The 18,988-nt window shown below is 52.5% G+C and carries 5 protein-coding genes; 4 read left to right on the plus strand and 1 reads right to left on the minus strand.

The window, feature by feature from the left end; translation table 11 throughout:
- Window positions 1-10 precede the first annotated feature (10 nt).
- The 4 genes from DES49_RS03315 to DES49_RS03330 all read left to right on the plus strand — a co-directional run bounded on the left by DES49_RS03315 (window position 11) and on the right by DES49_RS03330 (window position 17,267).
- Window positions 11-4,999, plus strand: coding sequence for an Eco57I restriction-modification methylase domain-containing protein (locus DES49_RS03315; RefSeq protein WP_133734938.1), 4,989 nt, complete (start codon window positions 11-13; stop codon window positions 4,997-4,999).
- A complete protein-coding gene (locus tag DES49_RS03320) occupies window positions 4,996-8,583 on the plus strand; it encodes an AAA family ATPase (protein ID WP_133734939.1) in 3,588 nt (1,195 codons plus the stop codon). The genes DES49_RS03315 and DES49_RS03320 overlap by 4 nt, the downstream gene beginning before the upstream one ends.
- 118 nt (window positions 8,584-8,701) lie before the next feature.
- Entirely contained in the window at window positions 8,702-15,142 is a 6,441-nt protein-coding gene (locus DES49_RS03325; protein WP_133734940.1) for a DEAD/DEAH box helicase, read from the plus strand.
- A gap of 1 nt (window position 15,143) precedes the next feature.
- Complete coding sequence (locus DES49_RS03330; RefSeq protein WP_133734941.1) at window positions 15,144-17,267, plus strand: UvrD-helicase domain-containing protein; 2,124 nt, start codon at window positions 15,144-15,146, stop codon at window positions 17,265-17,267.
- 65 nt (window positions 17,268-17,332) lie between these two features.
- Here the strand turns inward: DES49_RS03330 and DES49_RS03335 are convergent, their stop codons facing one another.
- Entirely contained in the window at window positions 17,333-18,985 is a 1,653-nt protein-coding gene (locus DES49_RS03335) for a hypothetical protein (RefSeq protein WP_133734942.1), read from the minus strand.
- Between the last annotated feature and the right edge of the window lie 3 nt (window positions 18,986-18,988).

The raw sequence follows: 18,988 nt of genomic DNA on the forward strand, positions 1-18,988 counted from the left end.
ACGAATAAGCATGGCAGTTCAAGACACCGCCGCGACCTTTATTGGTTTAACCAACGACAACGAATTCTTCAGCTCCCACTACCTCGCTGAGGTCTTTGAGGGCGACTTTGCCGAAACCGTAAAGAACTGGGAAAGCCAAGAGGAAGAGGCTAAAGAGCAGGGCGGTGATTACATAACACCCCACCGGGCGCTGCGGAATCTAAACCAGAGTTACTTCGCCCTGCGTCAGAAGCTTAAATCCGAGCGTAGTGTGCAAGGTCGCATTCAGTTGCAGCGTGCCTTCTTTAAAGATTTGATGGAAATATTGGGCATTCCCTATCAGCCTGAAAATCGGGAGGTGGCCCCTAATACCGAGCTGCCAGTGCTCAGTGCATTGGGCGATCAGCTCTGGGTGCTGGGTGCGCTGGATGCAGACAACGAAGGCGAAGACCCGCTTTCTCTCAAATTGCAAAGCAGCCAGTTCATCGGCGAGGGCCCTCACCACGAGACACTGAAAAACAAAGACTGGTACAGCATCCTGGACCAAGCAGTGTTTCGCCAGGATAACCCGCCGCGATGGGTCCTCCTAATCAGCGACCGCCAGGGCATCCTGATCGACCGCTACAAGTGGTCGCAAAACCGGATGTTGCGTTTTGATTGGGAAGAAATCCTCGGTCGCCGTAACGATAAAACCCTGAAAGCTACCGCGGTGCTTCTGCATAGAGAAAGCCTGGCCCCGGACGAGGGCCAGTGCAGACTCGACAGCCTGGACGAGAACAGCCACAAACACGCCTTCGCCGTATCCGAAGACCTCAAATACGCGCTCCGCGAAGCCATCGAAGAGCTGGGCAATGAGGCGGCCGAGCAACTCATCGAACAGGCGCGGGAACGCAAAGAAGGCATTTTCTCTGGAGGCAAGGCGCTGAATCCGGACCAGCTTTCCAAGGAATGCCTGCGGTATATGTATCGCATCCTGTTCCTGTTTTACATCGAGGCCCGCCCGGAGCTGGGCTATCTCCCCACCAATGATGAAACGTGGAGGATGGGCTACAGCTTGGAAAGCCTGCGCGACCTCGAAATGGTGCGCCTAACCACTGACGAAAGTCGCAACGGCCACTACTTTCATGAAAGCCTGCAGCGCATGTTCAGCCTGGTTTATGAGGGCTACCGGCCAACCCATTATCACGGCAGCGAGAGCACGGCGAATGCGTTCTCAATTGATGGGCTAGACAGCCATCTGTTTGATCCGGACCAAACCCCATTGCTCAACCGAGTGGTCTTTAGCAACGAAACGCTTCAGCATGTGATTCGGTCCATGTCTCTGACGCGTCCTCAGAAGGGCAAAAAGCGCCGTGGCCGAGTCAGTTATACCCAGCTGGGTATTAACCAGCTGGGTGCGGTCTATGAGGCCCTCCTGAGCTATCGTGGTTTCTTCGCCACAGAAGACCTTTACGAAGTTGCCCCTAAAGGCCAGAACATCAACCCCGACGAACTCGAAACCGGCTATTTCGTTAAACGTGAGCAGCTGGAAGAGTTCGACGAAGAGGGGCGTGTTTACGACAAGGTCGACGGTAAGCTCAGTTTACGGGTACACCCCAAAGGGAAGTTCATCTACCGCATGGCCGGGCGGGATCGGGAAAAGAGTGCGAGCTATTACACCCCGGAAGTCCTCACCAAAAGCCTGGTGAAATATACGCTGAAAGAGCGTCTCACTGAGGACTTAAAGGCGGATGACATTCTCGATCTAACGGTCTGCGAACCGGCAATGGGAAGTGCCGCGTTCTTGAACGAAGCCGTTAACCAGTTGGCTGAAGCTTACCTTATCCGCAAGCAGCGGGAACTGGGCGAACGCATCCCTCATGAGGACTACCAGCGCGAACTGCAGCGGGTAAAAATGCACATCGCGGACCGCAACGTGTTTGGGGTGGACTTGAACCCCATCGCGGTTGAACTCGCCGAAGTCTCTCTATGGCTGAACGCCCTAAGCGGTGGCCACAACGTGCCCTGGTTCGGCTACCAGCTGTTCCCAGGTAACAGCCTGATCGGCGCCCGGCGGGAAGTACACCCCAAGACCGCATTGAAAAAACAGGCCAAGGAAGGCTACTGGTATAACAATGCGCCGCGACGCCTAAGCCCGGAAACCTTGCTGGATCCAACAGGACAGGGCGGCCGCAGAGAGGGCGAGATCTACCATTTCTTGCTTCCGGACCCGGGTATGGCCGGGTACAACGACAAGGTTGCCAAGAAGCTTCGGCCCGACGCCTTTAAAGCGATCAAAGACTGGAAAAAAGATTTCTGTGCCCCCTTGGATGAGGAGGAGATTTCTATACTCCAGAGCCTCAGTGAGGCGGTTGACCGTCTTTGGCTGGAGCACACCCAGATGCTCGCCCAGCACCGCCAACGGACGGAAGATGCTTACGCACTCTGGGGGCAGGGAAACGTAGAAGAACACCACACCAGTACCCGCGACAAAGACGATCTGCGGGCCAGCGGGATCTTCAACACCAACGCCCGTATTGCTTCCCCATACCGCCGCCTTAAGTTGGCCATGGATTACTGGTGCGCACTCTGGTTCTGGCCGTTGGACCAAGTGGATCAACTGCCTGATCGCCAGAAATGGCTCTTCGACCTGAGCACCATACTTAACAGCGCCGGTACTTTTGAGTTCGCGCCGGAGCAGGAATCGCTATTTGACGAGGAAAAAACAAACAAATCATCTACTCAGCCAGATGGTGATCAGAGTGAGGTGGACCCCTTTGCCAAACCGCAAACGGATCTGTTCGGTGATGAAGACCACCAACTTACCCTGCGTGAAGAAACCAAAGCCGCTCGCGAGGTGAGTAACCGGCGTGGAGAGCTTAACCTCGAAAAGCTCTTCCGTAACCCTTTCTTCGCAACGCTGAAGGTGGCAAATGACCTCGGTGAAAAGTATCGTTTTTTCCACTGGGAACTGGCCTTCGCTGACGTTTTCGCCAGCCGAGGCGGTTTTGATATCACCTTGGGCAATCCGCCTTGGCGTAAGGTGGAATGGCAGGAAGGAGGCATCCTGGGTGACTATAACCCCGCCTTTGTGCTACACAAACTTAGTGCCAAACAGCTTACCGACCAGCGCGAAGCGGCGTTTGAACGCAGCCCGCAATTAAAGCAGGCCTGGTTTGCTGAGCTGGCCGAAGCGGAAGGCTCGCAGGCGTTCTTGAACGCCACCCAGAACTATCCGCAGCTCAAAGGGGTGCAGACCAACCTATACAAATGCTTCCTACCCCGGGCCTGGGCAAATGCGAATGGGCAGGGAGTGAGTGGGTTTTTACACCCTGAGGGAGTTTACGACGATCCCAAGGGCGGAAAATTTAGGCAAAAGCTATACCCCCGTTTGAGGGCGCATTTCCAGTTCATCAACGAAACTAAGCTCTTTGCCGAAGTACATAACCAGACGTTATTCAGCATCAACGTTCATGGGCCGCTCAATGAGGCAGAATTCAAGCATGTTTCAAATCTTTTTAGTCCCGGGACAATTGATCAGTCGTTTTCACATGATGGGGAAGGTCAGGTTCCAGGAATCAAAAAAGAAATGGAACTGCCGGATGGCCGTGTAAAGGTTAAGTGGAACTTCGACGGCCACCGCGACCGTATTATCGAGGTTGGCCAGCACGAGTTGGCCCTATTCGCCCAGCTATACGATGAGGCAGGCACTGATGCCCTGGAAGCGCGTCTGCCGGCACTTCATGCCCGACAGCTTACCAACGTACTGGAAAAATTCGCCGCGCAGCCACGGCGGCTGGGGGATCTGAAAGGGCAATACCTGTCACTGGAGATGTGGCATGAAACCAATGCTCAGCAGGATGGCACTATCAAACGAGAAACCCGCTTCCCGCAAACCTCGGAGCAGTGGATACTTTCCGGCCCCCATTTCTTTGTAGGAACTCCTTTCTACAACACTCCCCGGGCAGTGTGTGACACCAACAAGGCGTACGATAAACTCGACTTGCAAACCCTGCCGGATGACTACCTACCGCGGACCAACTATGTCCCTGCTTGCGACCCCAGTACCTACCGCGACCGCACCCCGCGCGTGCCTTGGGTGGAAGCGGACGAGCATCAGGAGCGGTTGGTGACGGAGTATTATCGGTGGGTTAACCGTAGAATGTTTGGTGCATCTTCAGAAAGGTCGTTGATAGGGTCCATTGTTCCGAAACAGGTAGGGCATATCCACCCTGTGCTTTCCACAACATTTAGGTATTCAGAGCATTTGCTAAGTTTTGCAGCTGCTTGTTACTCAGTGGTTTCCGACTTCTTCCTTAAAACGACTGGTAAGGCGGATGTATACGAATCGACACTGCGAACTTTTCCTCTTGTCGAGGGAGATGCAATCAAATCCAGAGTTTTGGCACTAACGTCTGTGACGAACCACTACGCCGACCTCTGGCAATCCAACTGGCAAGATGACTTTCGCAAACAACGCTGGGCCATCGGTGGACCAATTGCCGCGCTGCCACAGGACTTCTTCGCCAAGCTGACCCCCGAGTGGCAGCGTGGAAACGCCCTTCGCGCAGATTATGCCCGGCGTCAGGCCTTGGTAGAAATCGACGTCCTGGTAGCCCAGGCCCTTGGCCTCACGCTGAAAGAGCTGCTCACCATTTACCGGGTCCAGTTTCCCGTCATGCGCCAGTACGAAGCCGAGACTTACTACGACCAAGCCGGCCGCATTGTTTTTACCCCCAGTAAGGGTCTCGTCGGCGTGGGCCTGCCACGCAAGGCCAACAAGCAAGAACTCAAGGAAGGCACCCATTACCGTGTCGACGCGCTTGGCTGGCAGGAAGACCAGATCGCATTAGGCTGGGGAGACATCCAGCACCTCACCGAAGGTTCCGTGTTCAAAACCTACATAGACGACACCCTTCCCGGCGGCCCTGTGGAGCGAACCGTGGAATACAAGGCGCCGTTTTTCCGGCCGGATCGTGAAGAGGACTATCGGGTGGCTTGGGAGGTGTTTAACGCCGGATCAGAAGGAGTGGAGACGTGACCACACACATGACATTGCGGCTTGCCTGGCACAATGACGGATGGAATGGGCGAATCTGCCAGAACCCCGCTCAGAATACATACTGCGTTGGTTGTGCGTCTTACCCTGGCGAGCTCATCCGCGAACAACGTGACTTGGAGTGGGAAAAGCGCAACGCGGGCAAAAAATTCAATGAGCTGGATAGACCTCCCCCCTGCATGTACAGCGCCTCGGCCTTTGCGGAGGAAGGCTGTGAGATACTGGCTGATCCACCGGACTTTTTTAATGACGACACTGAAACCCGGTACTGGGAAATTCCTCCAGCAACCGCCTGTACCTGGCCTTATGAGGCCATGTACAACAAGGAGGGGGTAAAAAAATCAGGTGGTGGGTTTGACTACGATAAGCGCCTCGAGCATGCCGAAGCGCACTTTCAAAGCTTCGAGCCCAATAAAAGCCTGGTGTTTTATTACGCTAACTATTCCAACCCTCTGAGTGACGATGAAAACCGCGTTTACGTGTTGGTTGGGGTGGCGCGGATCAAGGAGATTGCGCCCACGATTTTCTATGACAACTGTTCAGAACGGACACTGGAAAAATACAAGGGCTTTGTGTGGCAACGCGGGATCACATCGCATTATCCCGAACAGGGGCTGCGCCTGCCCTACCATCGGTATCTGGATCAGCCGGATATTCTACAGCAATTCGCCGCCTACCCCGAGAACACGTGGCTTTGCAAATATGCCACGAAACCTGTCAGTGACGACGAAGCGCTGGGCTTGCTCGAGCAGCTCTTAGAGTCCGCACGGATCGTCCGCGACGATGTTCAGGACGACAGCGAAAACTGGGACCAACGCATCCAGTGGCTGGAAAGCTTAATCGCTGAACTCTGGATAAGTCGGGGCGCCTTCCCAGGGATGCCGGGCATTCTGGAATATCTGGGATTGGAAGAGGCCATCAGCGGCTTCAGGGCCATGGTGGAGAGCGGGGACGAACAAAAGGCGTTTTCGGAGGTTTCCGATTTTCTGGCCGGCCACATTGACTATGTCACAGCTTTTCATCCGCACGAGGATGAGCTGGAGGAGATTCGTAGAACCATCGCGCTTGAGCATGATGACAACCTACCGCTAATGCTGAACGTGCTTTCCAGGGTGGCGCTGAATAAAGACCAATTAGAAGCAATCCTATCTGAAGATCGTTTCAAGAATGGCATAAGTGCTGAGCTTAAAGATCTGGAGGCGAATCCCTACTTGCTCTCCGAGCAGTACACGGGGAGTGATGGCGGAGACGTGATTCGTTGGAGCATGGTTGATCGGGGCATGCTGCCTTCTCCTGAGCTTTCTGGCACGCCGCTGTTCAAAAAGAATTCCAAAGAACGCATTCGGGCGTTATTGCTGGAGACCATCAGAGGTAATACCCAGCAGACCTTTATGCCGGCTTCGGTTCTGATCGATCAGGTCAATAAACGAATTCTGGCTCAGCCAGAATGGAAGCAAAATCTGATTACCAATAAATACCTGGGAGTCGATAAAGAGTTCTACGACGGGGCGATTTACCAGCGAACAGAAGATGGGGTCGTCTATCTCTATGCTTTAGAAAATTGGGACAACGAGCGCAAAGTTGAAAAGGAGTTAAGCCAGCTGCTGACGGCATCGGATATTAATCTACCACGACCCATTGGTAACGATTTCTGGAAAAAGGTCCTTTTTCAGGAGGAGAGTTCGTTGGCTGCCAATGCTCGTGAGGAATATGAGGAAGCGATCGCCCAGCAGATCAAGGCCTGTCAGAGAATCATCAATAAACGCTTTGTAGCCGTGACTGGCGGGGCTGGCACCGGGAAAAGCACGGTGATCAAGGCCTTGATCAAGGCGATCTATAAGCTATATGGAGAGGGTTCGAGCGTTGCGGTAGTTGCACCGACCGGAAAGGCGACGGACCGGATCCGGCGTCTTCTAACCGAAGACGGTTTAAACCCGGTCTTTACCTCTACGATTCATTCAATTCTGGCCAAGTACGGCTGGTTGAACCCCAACATGACCTTCCGATCCTCAGGGGGTAAACGCCTGGGGGACTACAGCACCGTGATTATTGATGAGTCCTCAATGATTGACCTGTCCCTGATGTCTGCGCTGTTCCGGGCATTGGATTGGGGCGCGGTCAGCCGATTGATTCTGGTCGGGGATGCGGCCCAGTTGCCGCCAATCGGCGTGGGAAAGCTCTACGCCGACATCGTCTCTCATCTGCGAGCTCATTATCCGGATCACTTGGTTGAGCTTACTTCTAACCTTCGTCAGCTTGAGAGTCGGGTGAGTGGTAAAGGCCACGGCATCCTCTCGCTCGCGAATCTGTTTATCAACGACGCGGTGCGAGGCGACCGGGAGGAGAACGAAGCAGCTTCTGTTGAGCGCGAGCAGATGATAATGAAGCTGCATGAAGGTGGCGAGATTGATGAGGATCTGGACGTTGTCTATTGGAGCGATGCTGAGGCATTGCAAGAAACACTGATCAATCGCGTCACGCGTGATTTGACCACGGAAGACAACCAAGACAAGACCGACGCTCAAAAGTGGGGGCATGCTCTAAAGGACAATATCAATTGCTTCCAGATTTTGAGTCCCGTGCGTGGTGAACTCTACGGCACTGAGTCCATTAACCAGAACGTGCAGGCCTTTAAGAGTCAGTATTGGTTAAAGAAGGGTGCGGTTGATGGGATCACCCTCTTCGATAAAGTCATTCAGTTCGTAAATCGCCCGAGTTCAAGAGCGTTACGTGGGTTTGATTTCATCACACGGCAAAAGCGCGCAGACATTGAAATCTTCAATGGTGAGATCGGAACTGTTGTGCCCATTGGGAAATGGTCAAAGATAAAAGCGCCTAACTATAAGGTCACCGAATTTGCAGTGCAGTTTTCCGGCAAAGAATTCATTAGCGTGAATTACACGGGTAGAGCAAGTGATAAACCGGAAGCTAATTTAGAGTTGGCCTACGCAATCTCCGTGCATAAGGCTCAAGGCAGCGAGTTTGACCATGTCTACTTCGTTCTTCCGAAATCTAGCCACTCGGCGCAGTATATGGAGTTGGTCTATACCGCACTGACCAGGGCAACTCGAAAATGCACGGTCTTTGTTGAGCAGGATGTCTCAACCGTGGTGAATGCGATGCGCCCTGAGCAGTCTGCATTGTCTACCATCAATTCTTCGTTGTTTGAATTCCAGCCAGTCAAAGAGGCAATCATAAACAGAACGGACTGGTACGAGGCGGGGAAAATCCACCAGGCTCTCACCGGCGATATGGTCCGCAGCAAGTCGGAAGTGATCATTGCCAATATGCTGCATGAGCGTGACATTACCTTCTGGTACGAGAAGCCCCTTAAAGCAGCAGATGGAACCATGTACCTGCCAGATTTTACGCTTCAGGTAGGTGGGGAAGAATACTACTGGGAACACCTCGGGTTGCTGTCGCAACCTGAGTACGAGGAGCATTGGAAGGAGAAAGAAAGTTGGTACGAGCAACATTTCCCCGATCGTCTATACACCACGGAGGAGGGAGAAAGCTTGAGCAACGATGCTGAAGCCGTCATCCAGGAGATACTTGGGATGAAATGATGGGGTTGTTGGCGGCGACCTGACGTCGAGGTAAGCCGGCCATGGCCCATTGCTCAAGGGGCAGAGCTGAGAGAGCAGCTCAGTTCTGCTGAGTCCATAAGGTATACGGATAATAAGAATGATCCCAGCTCTGTTAGCCAATGAAGTATCGGCCGCGCTGCGCGAATTCATCGTCACCGGCTTTGAAACTGAGACGGATCCTTTCAAGGGTGAATTCCGCCGCCTGGTGGAAGAGCATCAGGATGGCGAGGCATTTCTGAAGGGGCCTTACGTGTCCGTCGGGCTTCCTTTTTTGACGGGATCGACAGGTCGGGATTTCTTTCAGGGCTTTGAAACCGAACATCCTCCCTATGCCCATCAGGAACAGGCATGGCAACGGCTAGCGTCGGACAAGCAAGCGGCTAACACGCTGGTAGCCACGGGTACGGGATCTGGTAAAACCGAGTGTTTTCTCTATCCGCTCCTTGATCACTGCCAGCGACACGACGCATCGGGTATCAAGGCGATCGTGATCTATCCGATGAACGCCTTGGCGAGTGACCAAGCAAAACGTTTCGCGGAGATCATTCATAGTCAGCCAGCGTTAAAAGGGTTGCGAGTAGGCCTGTTTGTAGGTGGTGATGGTCAGGGTGCCAAATCCATGGGGCTGGACCATGTCATCACTGATAAGGAGGTTCTTCGAGATAATCCCCCCGATATCCTCCTGACCAACTACAAAATGCTCGATTTCCTGTTGATGCGTCCCAAGGACCAGAAGTTATGGGCGCACAACGGACCGGATACGTTGAGGTATTTGGTAGTAGACGAACTGCATACGTTTGACGGCGCTCAGGGGACGGATTTGTCGTTGCTTATTCGCCGTTTGCGGGCACGGTTTGAGCTAGGCGACGAGGAACTGATCTGCGCGGGTACCTCCGCCACTTTGGGCGGTGAAAGCAGTATTGGCGGACTGTTGGAATACGCCTCAGATATCTTCTCCAGTCCTTTCCAACGAGGATCGGTGATTGCGGAACAACGCAAGAACGATTCCGAATTCATCGACGATATCCTTTACCTCAATCCAAACGCTGAAATCGGGCCTGAAGATCTACAAGGCGCGATGCTGGATGGCTTGGTCCCATACCTGAATAAAGCCTTCGAGTTCTATTTCAGCAAGGAGCCAGAGCACGACCTGAATACAGAAGCGGGTCGCAGTGCCCTGGGTAAAGAGCTTAAGCATCACGGCCAGCTGGCTAATCTGTTGCGTCAGCTGAAGCTGAGCAAAACCACGCCAACGTTTCGGGAATTGGTTGAGAAACTTGCAGCGCAGATTCCGAAACGGTTTGAGCGGGAGCCAGCGGTGGCTCTTGTCGCCTTGCTGTCTTTGATGGCCCATGCGCGGGATGAGGTGGGACGGCCTTTCGTTCAAGTGCGTCTTCAGCTCTGGTCCCGAGAACTAAGGCGGATATTGGGTACCTTACGAGAGCCTGAAGCACTGTCAGCGGATGGGGAGGATATTGATGGGAATTCTGCACCAAGCCGTCCTCCATTGCTTTCGTTTGGTGATGACCGCCCTCCGAAGAATCAGCAGCAAGTTCGACTGCCTTTAGTTCAATGCCGGGAATGTCATGCCACCGCCTGGTTAACAACGATGGAGTTGAGTCATCCGACGGATCAGGTGGTTGAAACGGATCTTCAGTCCATTTATGCCGCCTTTTTCGGGAATAAGTCTGAAACCACCCTTTTGCTGCCGTGGCAGGGTGGGCAAAAGCAGTCTCCAGCAGGAATGCACTTAGACAGTTTCAGAGTGTGTCGCGAGTGCGGGAAAACAATGGCGCTGGAGTACACCGGTGAGTGCAAGGGATGCCAGGCTGGTAATGAGGCTTTGGTTAGAGTCAGCAAGCCGCACCAGCTGAAACAAGTACAACGGGCCAACGTGAAAAAGGTGGTGCACGAGCACGATTGTCCCTGGTGTTCTGCAAAATCGGCCTTGGTGGTTTTTGGTGCGCGAGCTGCCAGCTTGAGCGCAGTGGCTATCCATCAGTTGTTTAGCAGTCGCGACAATGATGATCGAAGGCTGCTCACTTTCAGCGATTCCGTCCAGGACGCGACACACCGGGCTGGCTTTTTTGCTGCACGTACTTGGCAAAACAACGTACGAATGGCTTTGACTCAGTTCTTTGAGCGCTGCTCTGGACCTGTGGCTCTCTTGGAGCTCCCCGAATTGTTCGAGCAATGGTGGTTAAATTACGGATCCCATCAAGGAAAGCTTGATTTACCCAGTTATCTGCGTGAGTTTATGCCGCCAGATAAACGCTACAGGGCCGACTTCGAGTCGTTCGAGCAGTTTGGGGAAGTCGAAGATCCAACCTCCTTACTCAAACTCATTCGAGAAAGGATGCTTTGGCAAGCCCTTGAGGATTTGGGTTGGCGTTCTTTGGTTGGACGATCCATCAACCGCCTGGGTATCGCAGCGTTGCAATGGCCTGCCGAACTGGTGAACGAAGCCGCCACAGAATGGGCAAGTACGGTGGACAACAGGCTTGGCTACCGCATCGGCGAGTCAGAGGCCAAGGGCTTTATGAGGGGGGTCGTTCAGCACCTGGTGGGCTTGGGCGCCATAGGTTTGGATGATCTTAGGTACTATCGTGAAAAGTCGGGTAAGACTTATCTGTTGTCATTTTTGGATTATGCCCCCCCGCTTGGTCCCTCTTCCCCACGGCCAAAGTATCCGGCATTGGGCAAGGGCGAGGGCTATGAATCTATTAACAGCACCAATAATTCGAAGTCCTGGTATGAAGATTGGTTGGCCTGCTTGAACCCTGATGCCTTGGTGGATCGCAAGCAACTTGAACATGTGCTTGTGGCTGCCTTAGAGACCCTGCGTGATAAGCAACTCTTAAAGGAGGAGTTGAACGAGCGTGGGATAAAGCTATGGGCGGTCAATCCAGAATTGCTCAGCGTTACAACTGAAGTACAGGGAGTGGAATGTCCTGGCCACCGCCCGATGTACGTTGAATCCAATGAGGCAGAAGAGTGGATTGGCTTGCCCTTCATCACTGCTGCTCACCCGTCCCTTGTATATGAAAACACGTTTGCAGTGCGTGAGTCCCTTTATCGCAACCTGTTCCGTTACGGAGAGATTCACCGGGTGATCGCCCATGAACATACCGGCCTGCTCGGACCGAGTGAACGGACGCGGGTTGAAAACAGCTTCATCAATGGTAATAAACCCTGGGAATTCAACCTTCTTTCAGCCACGCCCACACTGGAGATGGGCATTGATGTAGGCGATCTGTCCAGTGTGTTGTTGTGTTCGGTGCCGCCAGCACAGGCCAATTATTTGCAGAGGGTAGGGCGTGGAGGTCGTCGAGACGGCAATTCGTTCGTTCTTACCGTTGCCAATGGCCGGCCCCACGACCTGGTGTTCTATGCGGACCCGAGTCGGATGTTGGATGCTCCGGTGGAGCCACCTGCGGTGTTCCTCAAGGCTCGGCATGTACTGCGCCGACAACTGTTGGCTTACACCATGGATTGTTGGACTCTTAATGCCAATGGCGATAACCAGATCCCTGTCACCATGCAAGCGGTCTTGGATGCAGTGGAAAAGGCCCAGGAAGATCGTTTCCCCTACACGCTTCTGAACTTCCTGAAGCACAACATGCAGGAGATTTGGGACGAGTTCAGTAGGCACGTTGCTACCGAACTGAGTGGCGACGATCTTGAATTGCTTCGTCAGTACCTGTTTGGCGGCCCCCAGCATCGAGACGATCATTTGCAGCTGTATCTTCTGGGGCGGCTGAAATTGGTCGCTGATGAGCGTAAGCAGATGGCTTCTACCATCAAGGAATTGGATCGCCAGCTGGAGAAGTTGCGTAAGCAGCCCCAAGACGAGCACACCCAAGACGAAATAGTCGAACTCGAACGAGAGGTTGCTGGCTACAGGAGTATGCGCATCCGCTTGAATAAGCGGGAGACCCTGAATTTCTTTACTGATGAGGGATTGCTGCCTAACTACGCTTTCCCCGAGGAAGGTACCACGCTCCATTCAGTCATTTTCCGCTCGGAGCGTCCATCTGGTGGGGATGGTGCGGAACGCGAATTTGTTAAACGGGAATATGAATACCAGCGACCAGCGCAGGCTGCCTTGACGGAGCTGGCCCCCGAATCGGTGTTTTATGCCGGTAACCGCAAAGTCAAAATCTCCCGGGTCGAAACAGCGAAGGGTCGGAATATTCAAGACTGGCGATTTTGCCCGCGCTGCCATTATTCGGCGCCAGCCGACGATCCAAACTCAGGCTTTGGTGATAAGGCGTGTCCGGCTTGTCACACCAATCGATGGAGTGACGAAAGCGCGCGAACCAAGATGCTGAAGATGACGCAGGTTTATGCGTTCACGAATGCGAAGGATGCCGTACTAGATGACCGATCTGATGAGCGCGAGCCGGTTTTCTTCAATAAGCAGATGTTGTTCGATTTCAAGGCATCCAATGTGCCAATTACCTGGGTTCTGGACGATAAGGATAAACCGTTCGGATTTGAATTTATCCGTTCTGCGAATTTTCTGGAGGTGAACTTTGGTCGGCGTGAAGGAGAAGAATTTGTCTTCGAAGTCGCGGGGCAAAATCTACAACGCAATGGATTTCCCATTTGCAGGGAGTGTGGTTCTGTGCAAACCCGGTCAGCGGCTGCAGGCAAAGGGGAAGCAACCCACCTGAAGTCATGCAGTTTTTCTCGCGGGCCTAAGAAGTTGCCTGATGGCCGCGAGGATATCGGAATAGAAAATTGCCTTTATCTATACCGGCGCTTCTCATCTGAAGCTTTGCGAATACTCCTGCCTCGCCTTTCCACTGGGGGTACCGAAGAGCAGATCAATTCCTTTGTTGCAGCCCTGCAACTTGGCCTGAAGCGACGGTTCGGCGGCAAAGTCGACCACCTGCGAGCAGCGCATCAGAGCGAGCCAGTCGATGAGACGGATGAGCGTCGCCACTTTATTGTTCTTTATGACTCTGTACCCGGCGGAACTGGCTATTTGCACGAGCTCCTTAGCAAGGCGGAAAACATGCAGTCGGTGTTCAGGATGGCCTATGACGTAATGACTGCCTGCGATTGTTACGACAATTCGATGGATGGTTGCTACCGCTGCTTACTTGAATACCGCAATGCGTATGGCATGGAAAGCACGAGCAAAGAGCTGGCGATTGAGATGCTGAGGGATATCGTTGAGGGAGAGCACCAGTGGATCGAGGATGAACAGGGGCTGAGTGCGTTGGCGGGCAACCCCTGGATCGACAGCGAACTGGAGGCTCGGTTTCCTGAGGCTCTCCCACGATTCTCGGGCGATGACTGTGTCGGCAATCAAAAGGTGCGAGTTTCACAGGACATCATCAAAGGCAAGCATGGCTATCGCCTTACTATTGGCAACACAGCCTATGAAGTGGAGTCACAGGTGGATATGGGAATGTCCGAAGGCGTCCAGTTTGCTAGCCGTCCCGACTTCGTCTTGTGGCCTGCTTCCAGTGGCGGTCGGCCCGTGGCCATCTTTCTCGATGGTTACAGACACCATGCTGAGAAAAGTAGTGATGATCTTTTGAAGCGCCAGGCGCTAATGCATGCCGGTTTCGTGGTTTGGACCCTGACCTGGTATGACGTGAATAAGGTGATGGGAGACAAGGCCACGGATGTTCCCTTGCTAACGGGTATGACTTCCCCCGAACAGAACCACACGGCTATTGCCGGGCTCGCAAAGCTGGCGGGCACCAGTCAGACCGCCAGACACCAGAATAAAACGACCTTTGAGTTGCTTATGACGTTTCTTGCCAAGCAAGAAACAGTTGAATTCGAACAGCAGGCATTACTGTTTCTTATGCAGTGCTTTCCTGCCAAAGCTTTGGCACGTAAAGAAGCTAAACAAGAGGTGCTCGATGGACTGGAGGGCCTGCCGGTGGCGTTTACGGATCTTGCGCCTGATCCGGTCGCGCTTGCAGGTTCTGCAACCCTTAGTGACGAAAAAGGTGCGGCAGAGATAACACTGAGCCTGCTCGCCGGACAAAACTTGCTTCAGGAGTTCGATCTTAACGAAGCGATGGTTTCAGCCTGTTATGACTTGCAGAAATCTAATGAGAGTAGCGCCCGTTACCAGTGGCAGCGATTTTGGTCGGTCGTCAACTTCCTGCAGTTTTTGCCGGTGTTCTATGCATGGACACCGGAATCCAGACACAGCGGCATTGCTGCTGGGATGCTTTGGCCGGAGCTTGAGACACAGCAAGGCGAGGAAACTGCGTCTCAGGAAGCGCCAGATTGGTTTGACCAGCTCGATCATGAGGTTGCTGACTTGCTGAGTGGCGTCATCGATAAATTGCCTGTTGAGGCGCAGGTTGGAGAGGAAGTAATGAGTAATACAGACGAGGTCGTTGGCGAGGCTGAGATTTTGCTTGAGGCGTATAAACTGGCTCTTCTTCTGGAAGATGTCCCTGATCAAATGGCGGCCAAGCCTTATCTGGAGGCTGATGGGTGGCGCGTCGCGACCACGGGGAAGGCATTGGTGGAAGCCCTAAACGAAATGAATTCAGGAGCCTGAAATGGCGAGTGTCGCGTTCTCTGAGAAATACTTCGAAAGTCTGCTGAAGTTGACTCCAAAGGAGCAAAGTCAGGCCAATAAAGCGGTGATGCTTTTTCAGCAGGACCCGCAGCACGGGGGGCTGCATTACGAGAAGCTCACGGCCTTCAGGGACAATAAGCTTCGTTCAATTCGTGCAAACCAGGATGTACGCATCATCCTGGCGGCTGCCGAAAAAGAAGATCTGTACCTAATGCTCTATGTTGATCACCACGAGCCTGCTTACGAATGGGCTGCCAAGCGTAAGGTGGAGATCAATCCCAACACGGGTAGCTTGCAGGTCTTCACCGTTGAAGAGAGGCCTCTGGAGGAGACTTCAAGGCAACCAGCTGCGCCTGAAAAACCAGGGCTGTTCGATACTATCCGGGATCGACAGTTGCTCCAGTTAGGTGTTCCTGAGGACGCTGTTGATTTGGTAAGGGCGATGAAAATAGAGGCGGATCTTGAAACCGCCCGCGAGCGTGATCAAATTCCGCCCGATGCTTATGAAGCGCTGTTTATGATTCTGGCGGGGGCAAGTTTTGAAGAAGCCTATAACGAGATCGTCCTGACCTCGCCTGACGTAGTGGATACTGAAGACTTTACGACCGCCCTTACGCGTCCAGAATCTCTGGCACATTTCACCGTTGCGGATAATGAACAAGCGCTCCAGGAGGTTCTCAACCAGTCCATTGAAAAATGGCGGGTGTTCCTGCATCCCATGCAGCGGCGTCTGGCAACTGGTAATAAGAATGGTCCGGTTCGAGTGCTTGGCGGGGCTGGCACGGGTAAAACGGTGGTTGCCATGCACCGGGCAAAGTGGTTAGCGGAGCACGTGGCGACCAAGTACTCTAGAGTTTTGTTTACCACTTTTACGCGCAACCTGGCCGCTGATATTCAGCAGAACCTGAATAAGATCTGTTCCAGTGAAGCTCTGGAACGCGTTGAGGTCATGAACCTGGACGCGTGGGTGATGAGCTTTCTCAAAAAGCAGGGGTATGACTATGGGCTCCTCGCTGATGCGAAAGAAGAAAGACGCCTTTGGGAACAAGCTTATTCGGAAAAGCCAGCCAGTTCAGATTTGAGCATGGCTTTTTTCCAAGAGGAATGGGCCAGAGTCATTCAGCCGCAGTCTGTGAATAGCGTTGATGAATACAAGAAAGCATCACGGATTGGCCGCGGCACTCGTCTGAATCGACAACAGAGGGTCGAGATCTGGCCGGTCTTTGAGAGATACCGTCATTTGCTCGCTAGTAATCACCTGAAAGAAACGGATGATGTTTATCGGGACGCTCGTCATTTGCTGGAAGGCCAGCCCCAGCTTCGACCCAGTCTTTGTTCAGTAATTGTAGACGAGGCTCAGGACATGGGCGCTCAGGCATTTATGCTGGTTCGGGCCCTTGTGCCTCGGGCCCCAAACGATTTGTTTATCGTCGGAGATGGGCACCAGCGAATCTATGGGAAAAACAAGGTGGTGTTGGGGCAGTGCGGGATTGATATTCGGGGTCGCAGTGCGCGCCTAAAAGTAAATTACCGGACAACGGATGAAACCCGCCGACTCGCCGTCAGCATCCTGGAAGGCGTTGAAGTCGATGATCTCGACGGGGGGAAAGATACCCAACAGTTTTACCATTCTCTAATGCACGGACCCGTTCCTGAGGTGAAGTGGTTCAGTTCGCTAGAAGAACAAGCGGACCAGGTCCTCACTGAGCTTGATGCAAATGGTCTTTCTCCAGAAGCTTGCTGCGTTATAGCGCGCACCCGTAACGAGGTAAGTGCGTTGAGATCCGCTCTGGAGAATCGACATCAGACCTGCCATATCCTTGATGGGCGTAGCGCGAACACTCCGGCAGGCTCTCTTAATCTAGCGACGATGCACCGGGTTAAAGGTGTTGAGTTCGATGCGGTTTTTGTAGCTTCTGTTAATGAGGGGCTTGTCCCCCTTAATCTCGTCATTAGATCCGCTGCCGATGCGGTGACGCGTCGCCAGCGGGAGAACGAAGAAAGAGCTCTTCTCTATGTAAGCCTTACGCGAGCAAGAAAACTGGCATTCATTTTTGGTTATGGAGCAATGAGTGAGTGGTTTGAAGCCAAGAAGGTGACCTAATGAATGATGTGGAGAAGTAAAGGATTTTCCTTTTGGATCGTTGAAAAGCCTGCTATCCGGATTGATTATTGCTCGCGATCAACGTCTACGATCTCTCCCACTTTGTCAAAACTTAGACCATAAGCTACTGATAGACGATCCCAGTCGTCTTGTGGAAGCCCTGGGGCAATAATATTGTCGGGCAAGGTCAGTCGTTTTGGCGATAGCCTTAGGAAGGCTGCTCTGGGGTGATGCTGAACTTGTTCATTGATCTGCTTGTAAAAAGGCATCCTCGTGCCGCCACCGGTGAGGAAGAAAGGAGTGTTTCTTAGAGCTTCTTCATGCCACCCGCCGTCATGGTGCGCTTTCAGCAGCGTGTTGTCTTGGATCAGTTCTTTTATGGCGATCTTAAAATCCAGGTCTGGGTTGCTTCTGTTATCCTTGTTATGGACTTCTACGCCGGTAAAGTAGTCTGAGCAGGTTCCCGGAACCCTTTGGTGTTTGCCGAGCGAGTTGAGCTCATCACTAATTGCGCTCTCTAATTCTGGATATTTTGTTTCTGAAGCTTTAAAAACCTTTTGCCACCATAAAAGTCTGGCTTTGTGAAGGTTGATTACCCCCAAAGGATCCACTGACTTCACGTAAAACAGAAATTCGGGTTCTGTCTTCTCCGTTCTAACTTTAAATAAGGCACAGTCCACGGTTCCCGCGCCTATATCCGTCAGAAGGAAAAGATTCTGAGCATTTGGATCGAACGCATCCGATCTTACGTATCCGTAGACTTGGGCCGAGATTTCCGGAACTGGGTAGACCTCAATATCTTCAGATTCGGTCGGCTTTCCCTTGCCAGCGATCAGGTCATTTGCCCGGCTGAGAGCCAGGTCAGCGTTTTCGGAATTTATTTCCTCTGGGATCCGGGCGGCTAAAATCCACGCAGCCCAAGCTATATGAGTAATGCGATCGGCATAGGTGCTTTTCTCTGTGGAGGGTGTCCCAATGTTAATGCTCCATAACAAGTTCGAATTCTTATAGGTGGAGTAATGCTCTTCAAAAAACCAGCCTCTGATGCGTTGTATCGCTAACGCTAGATATCCGATAACTCGTAATTTAGCCTCCTTGGTTGGACTCTCTTTCATCAACTGGAGTTTCAGATCGCCCCGGTAAGTATGGGAAGAGCCTTCTAGAGCCCAAGCGTTATGGTGTTCGTATAAACGAGTTGGGAGTAGGTATTGTTCAATGCCTTGGCTATCGAAAAAAGGTACTGCGTAATGCTTCTGCAGGTTTCGGTCGCCAATAACTGCTTTCAGAGATGAGGTTCCAAGGTCTAGGCCAAGAAATAGTTCTTGTTCGGTTTGCTTTTCTGGATCAGATAGGGCAATACAGGTTTCTGTTCCTGATTTATTCAGATGAAGCAAATCGGGAGTAAAAGTGCGTTCGTCAGCTCCAAATCTAGGTTTAGCTTCCGCGCTAACTTTTAAGGAGAAGGGTTTTGAATTGGCGGAACGCTTTGACTGTTGAGGCCTTTCTCGGTTTTCAGCTATATTCAGTTTTTTTCGAGGAGTATCTGAAGCTTTAGTAGACTTCTTTGTCGTTTTAGAAATGGATGGCTTCGAGCCAGCCTCTGTTTGCTCCTTAGAGGGCTTGCTTTCGTGGCTAGATTCTTTTGAAGGCTTGCGTTTCTTCGGTAATTCTTCGCCGGCTTCCTCAAATGCTTCAATTAAGGCTTTCTTCATATTCATTGG

Source organism: Halospina denitrificans (assembly GCF_004364635.1).
In the GTDB taxonomy this organism is placed as follows: domain Bacteria; phylum Pseudomonadota; class Gammaproteobacteria; order Pseudomonadales; family Oleiphilaceae; genus Halospina; species Halospina denitrificans.

Bases quoted from the DNA above. Each gene is read 5' to 3' on its own strand.
- DES49_RS03315 (WP_133734938.1), top strand. From the start codon at position 11: ATGGCAGTTCAAGACACCGCCGCGACCTTTATTGGTTTAACCAACGAC.
- DES49_RS03325 (WP_133734940.1), top strand. From the start codon at position 8,702: ATGATCCCAGCTCTGTTAGCCAATGAAGTATCGGCCGCGCTGCGCGAA.
- DES49_RS03330 (WP_133734941.1), top strand. From the start codon at position 15,144: ATGGCGAGTGTCGCGTTCTCTGAGAAATACTTCGAAAGTCTGCTGAAG.
- DES49_RS03335 (WP_133734942.1), bottom strand. From the start codon at position 18,985: ATGAATATGAAGAAAGCCTTAATTGAAGCATTTGAGGAAGCCGGCGAA.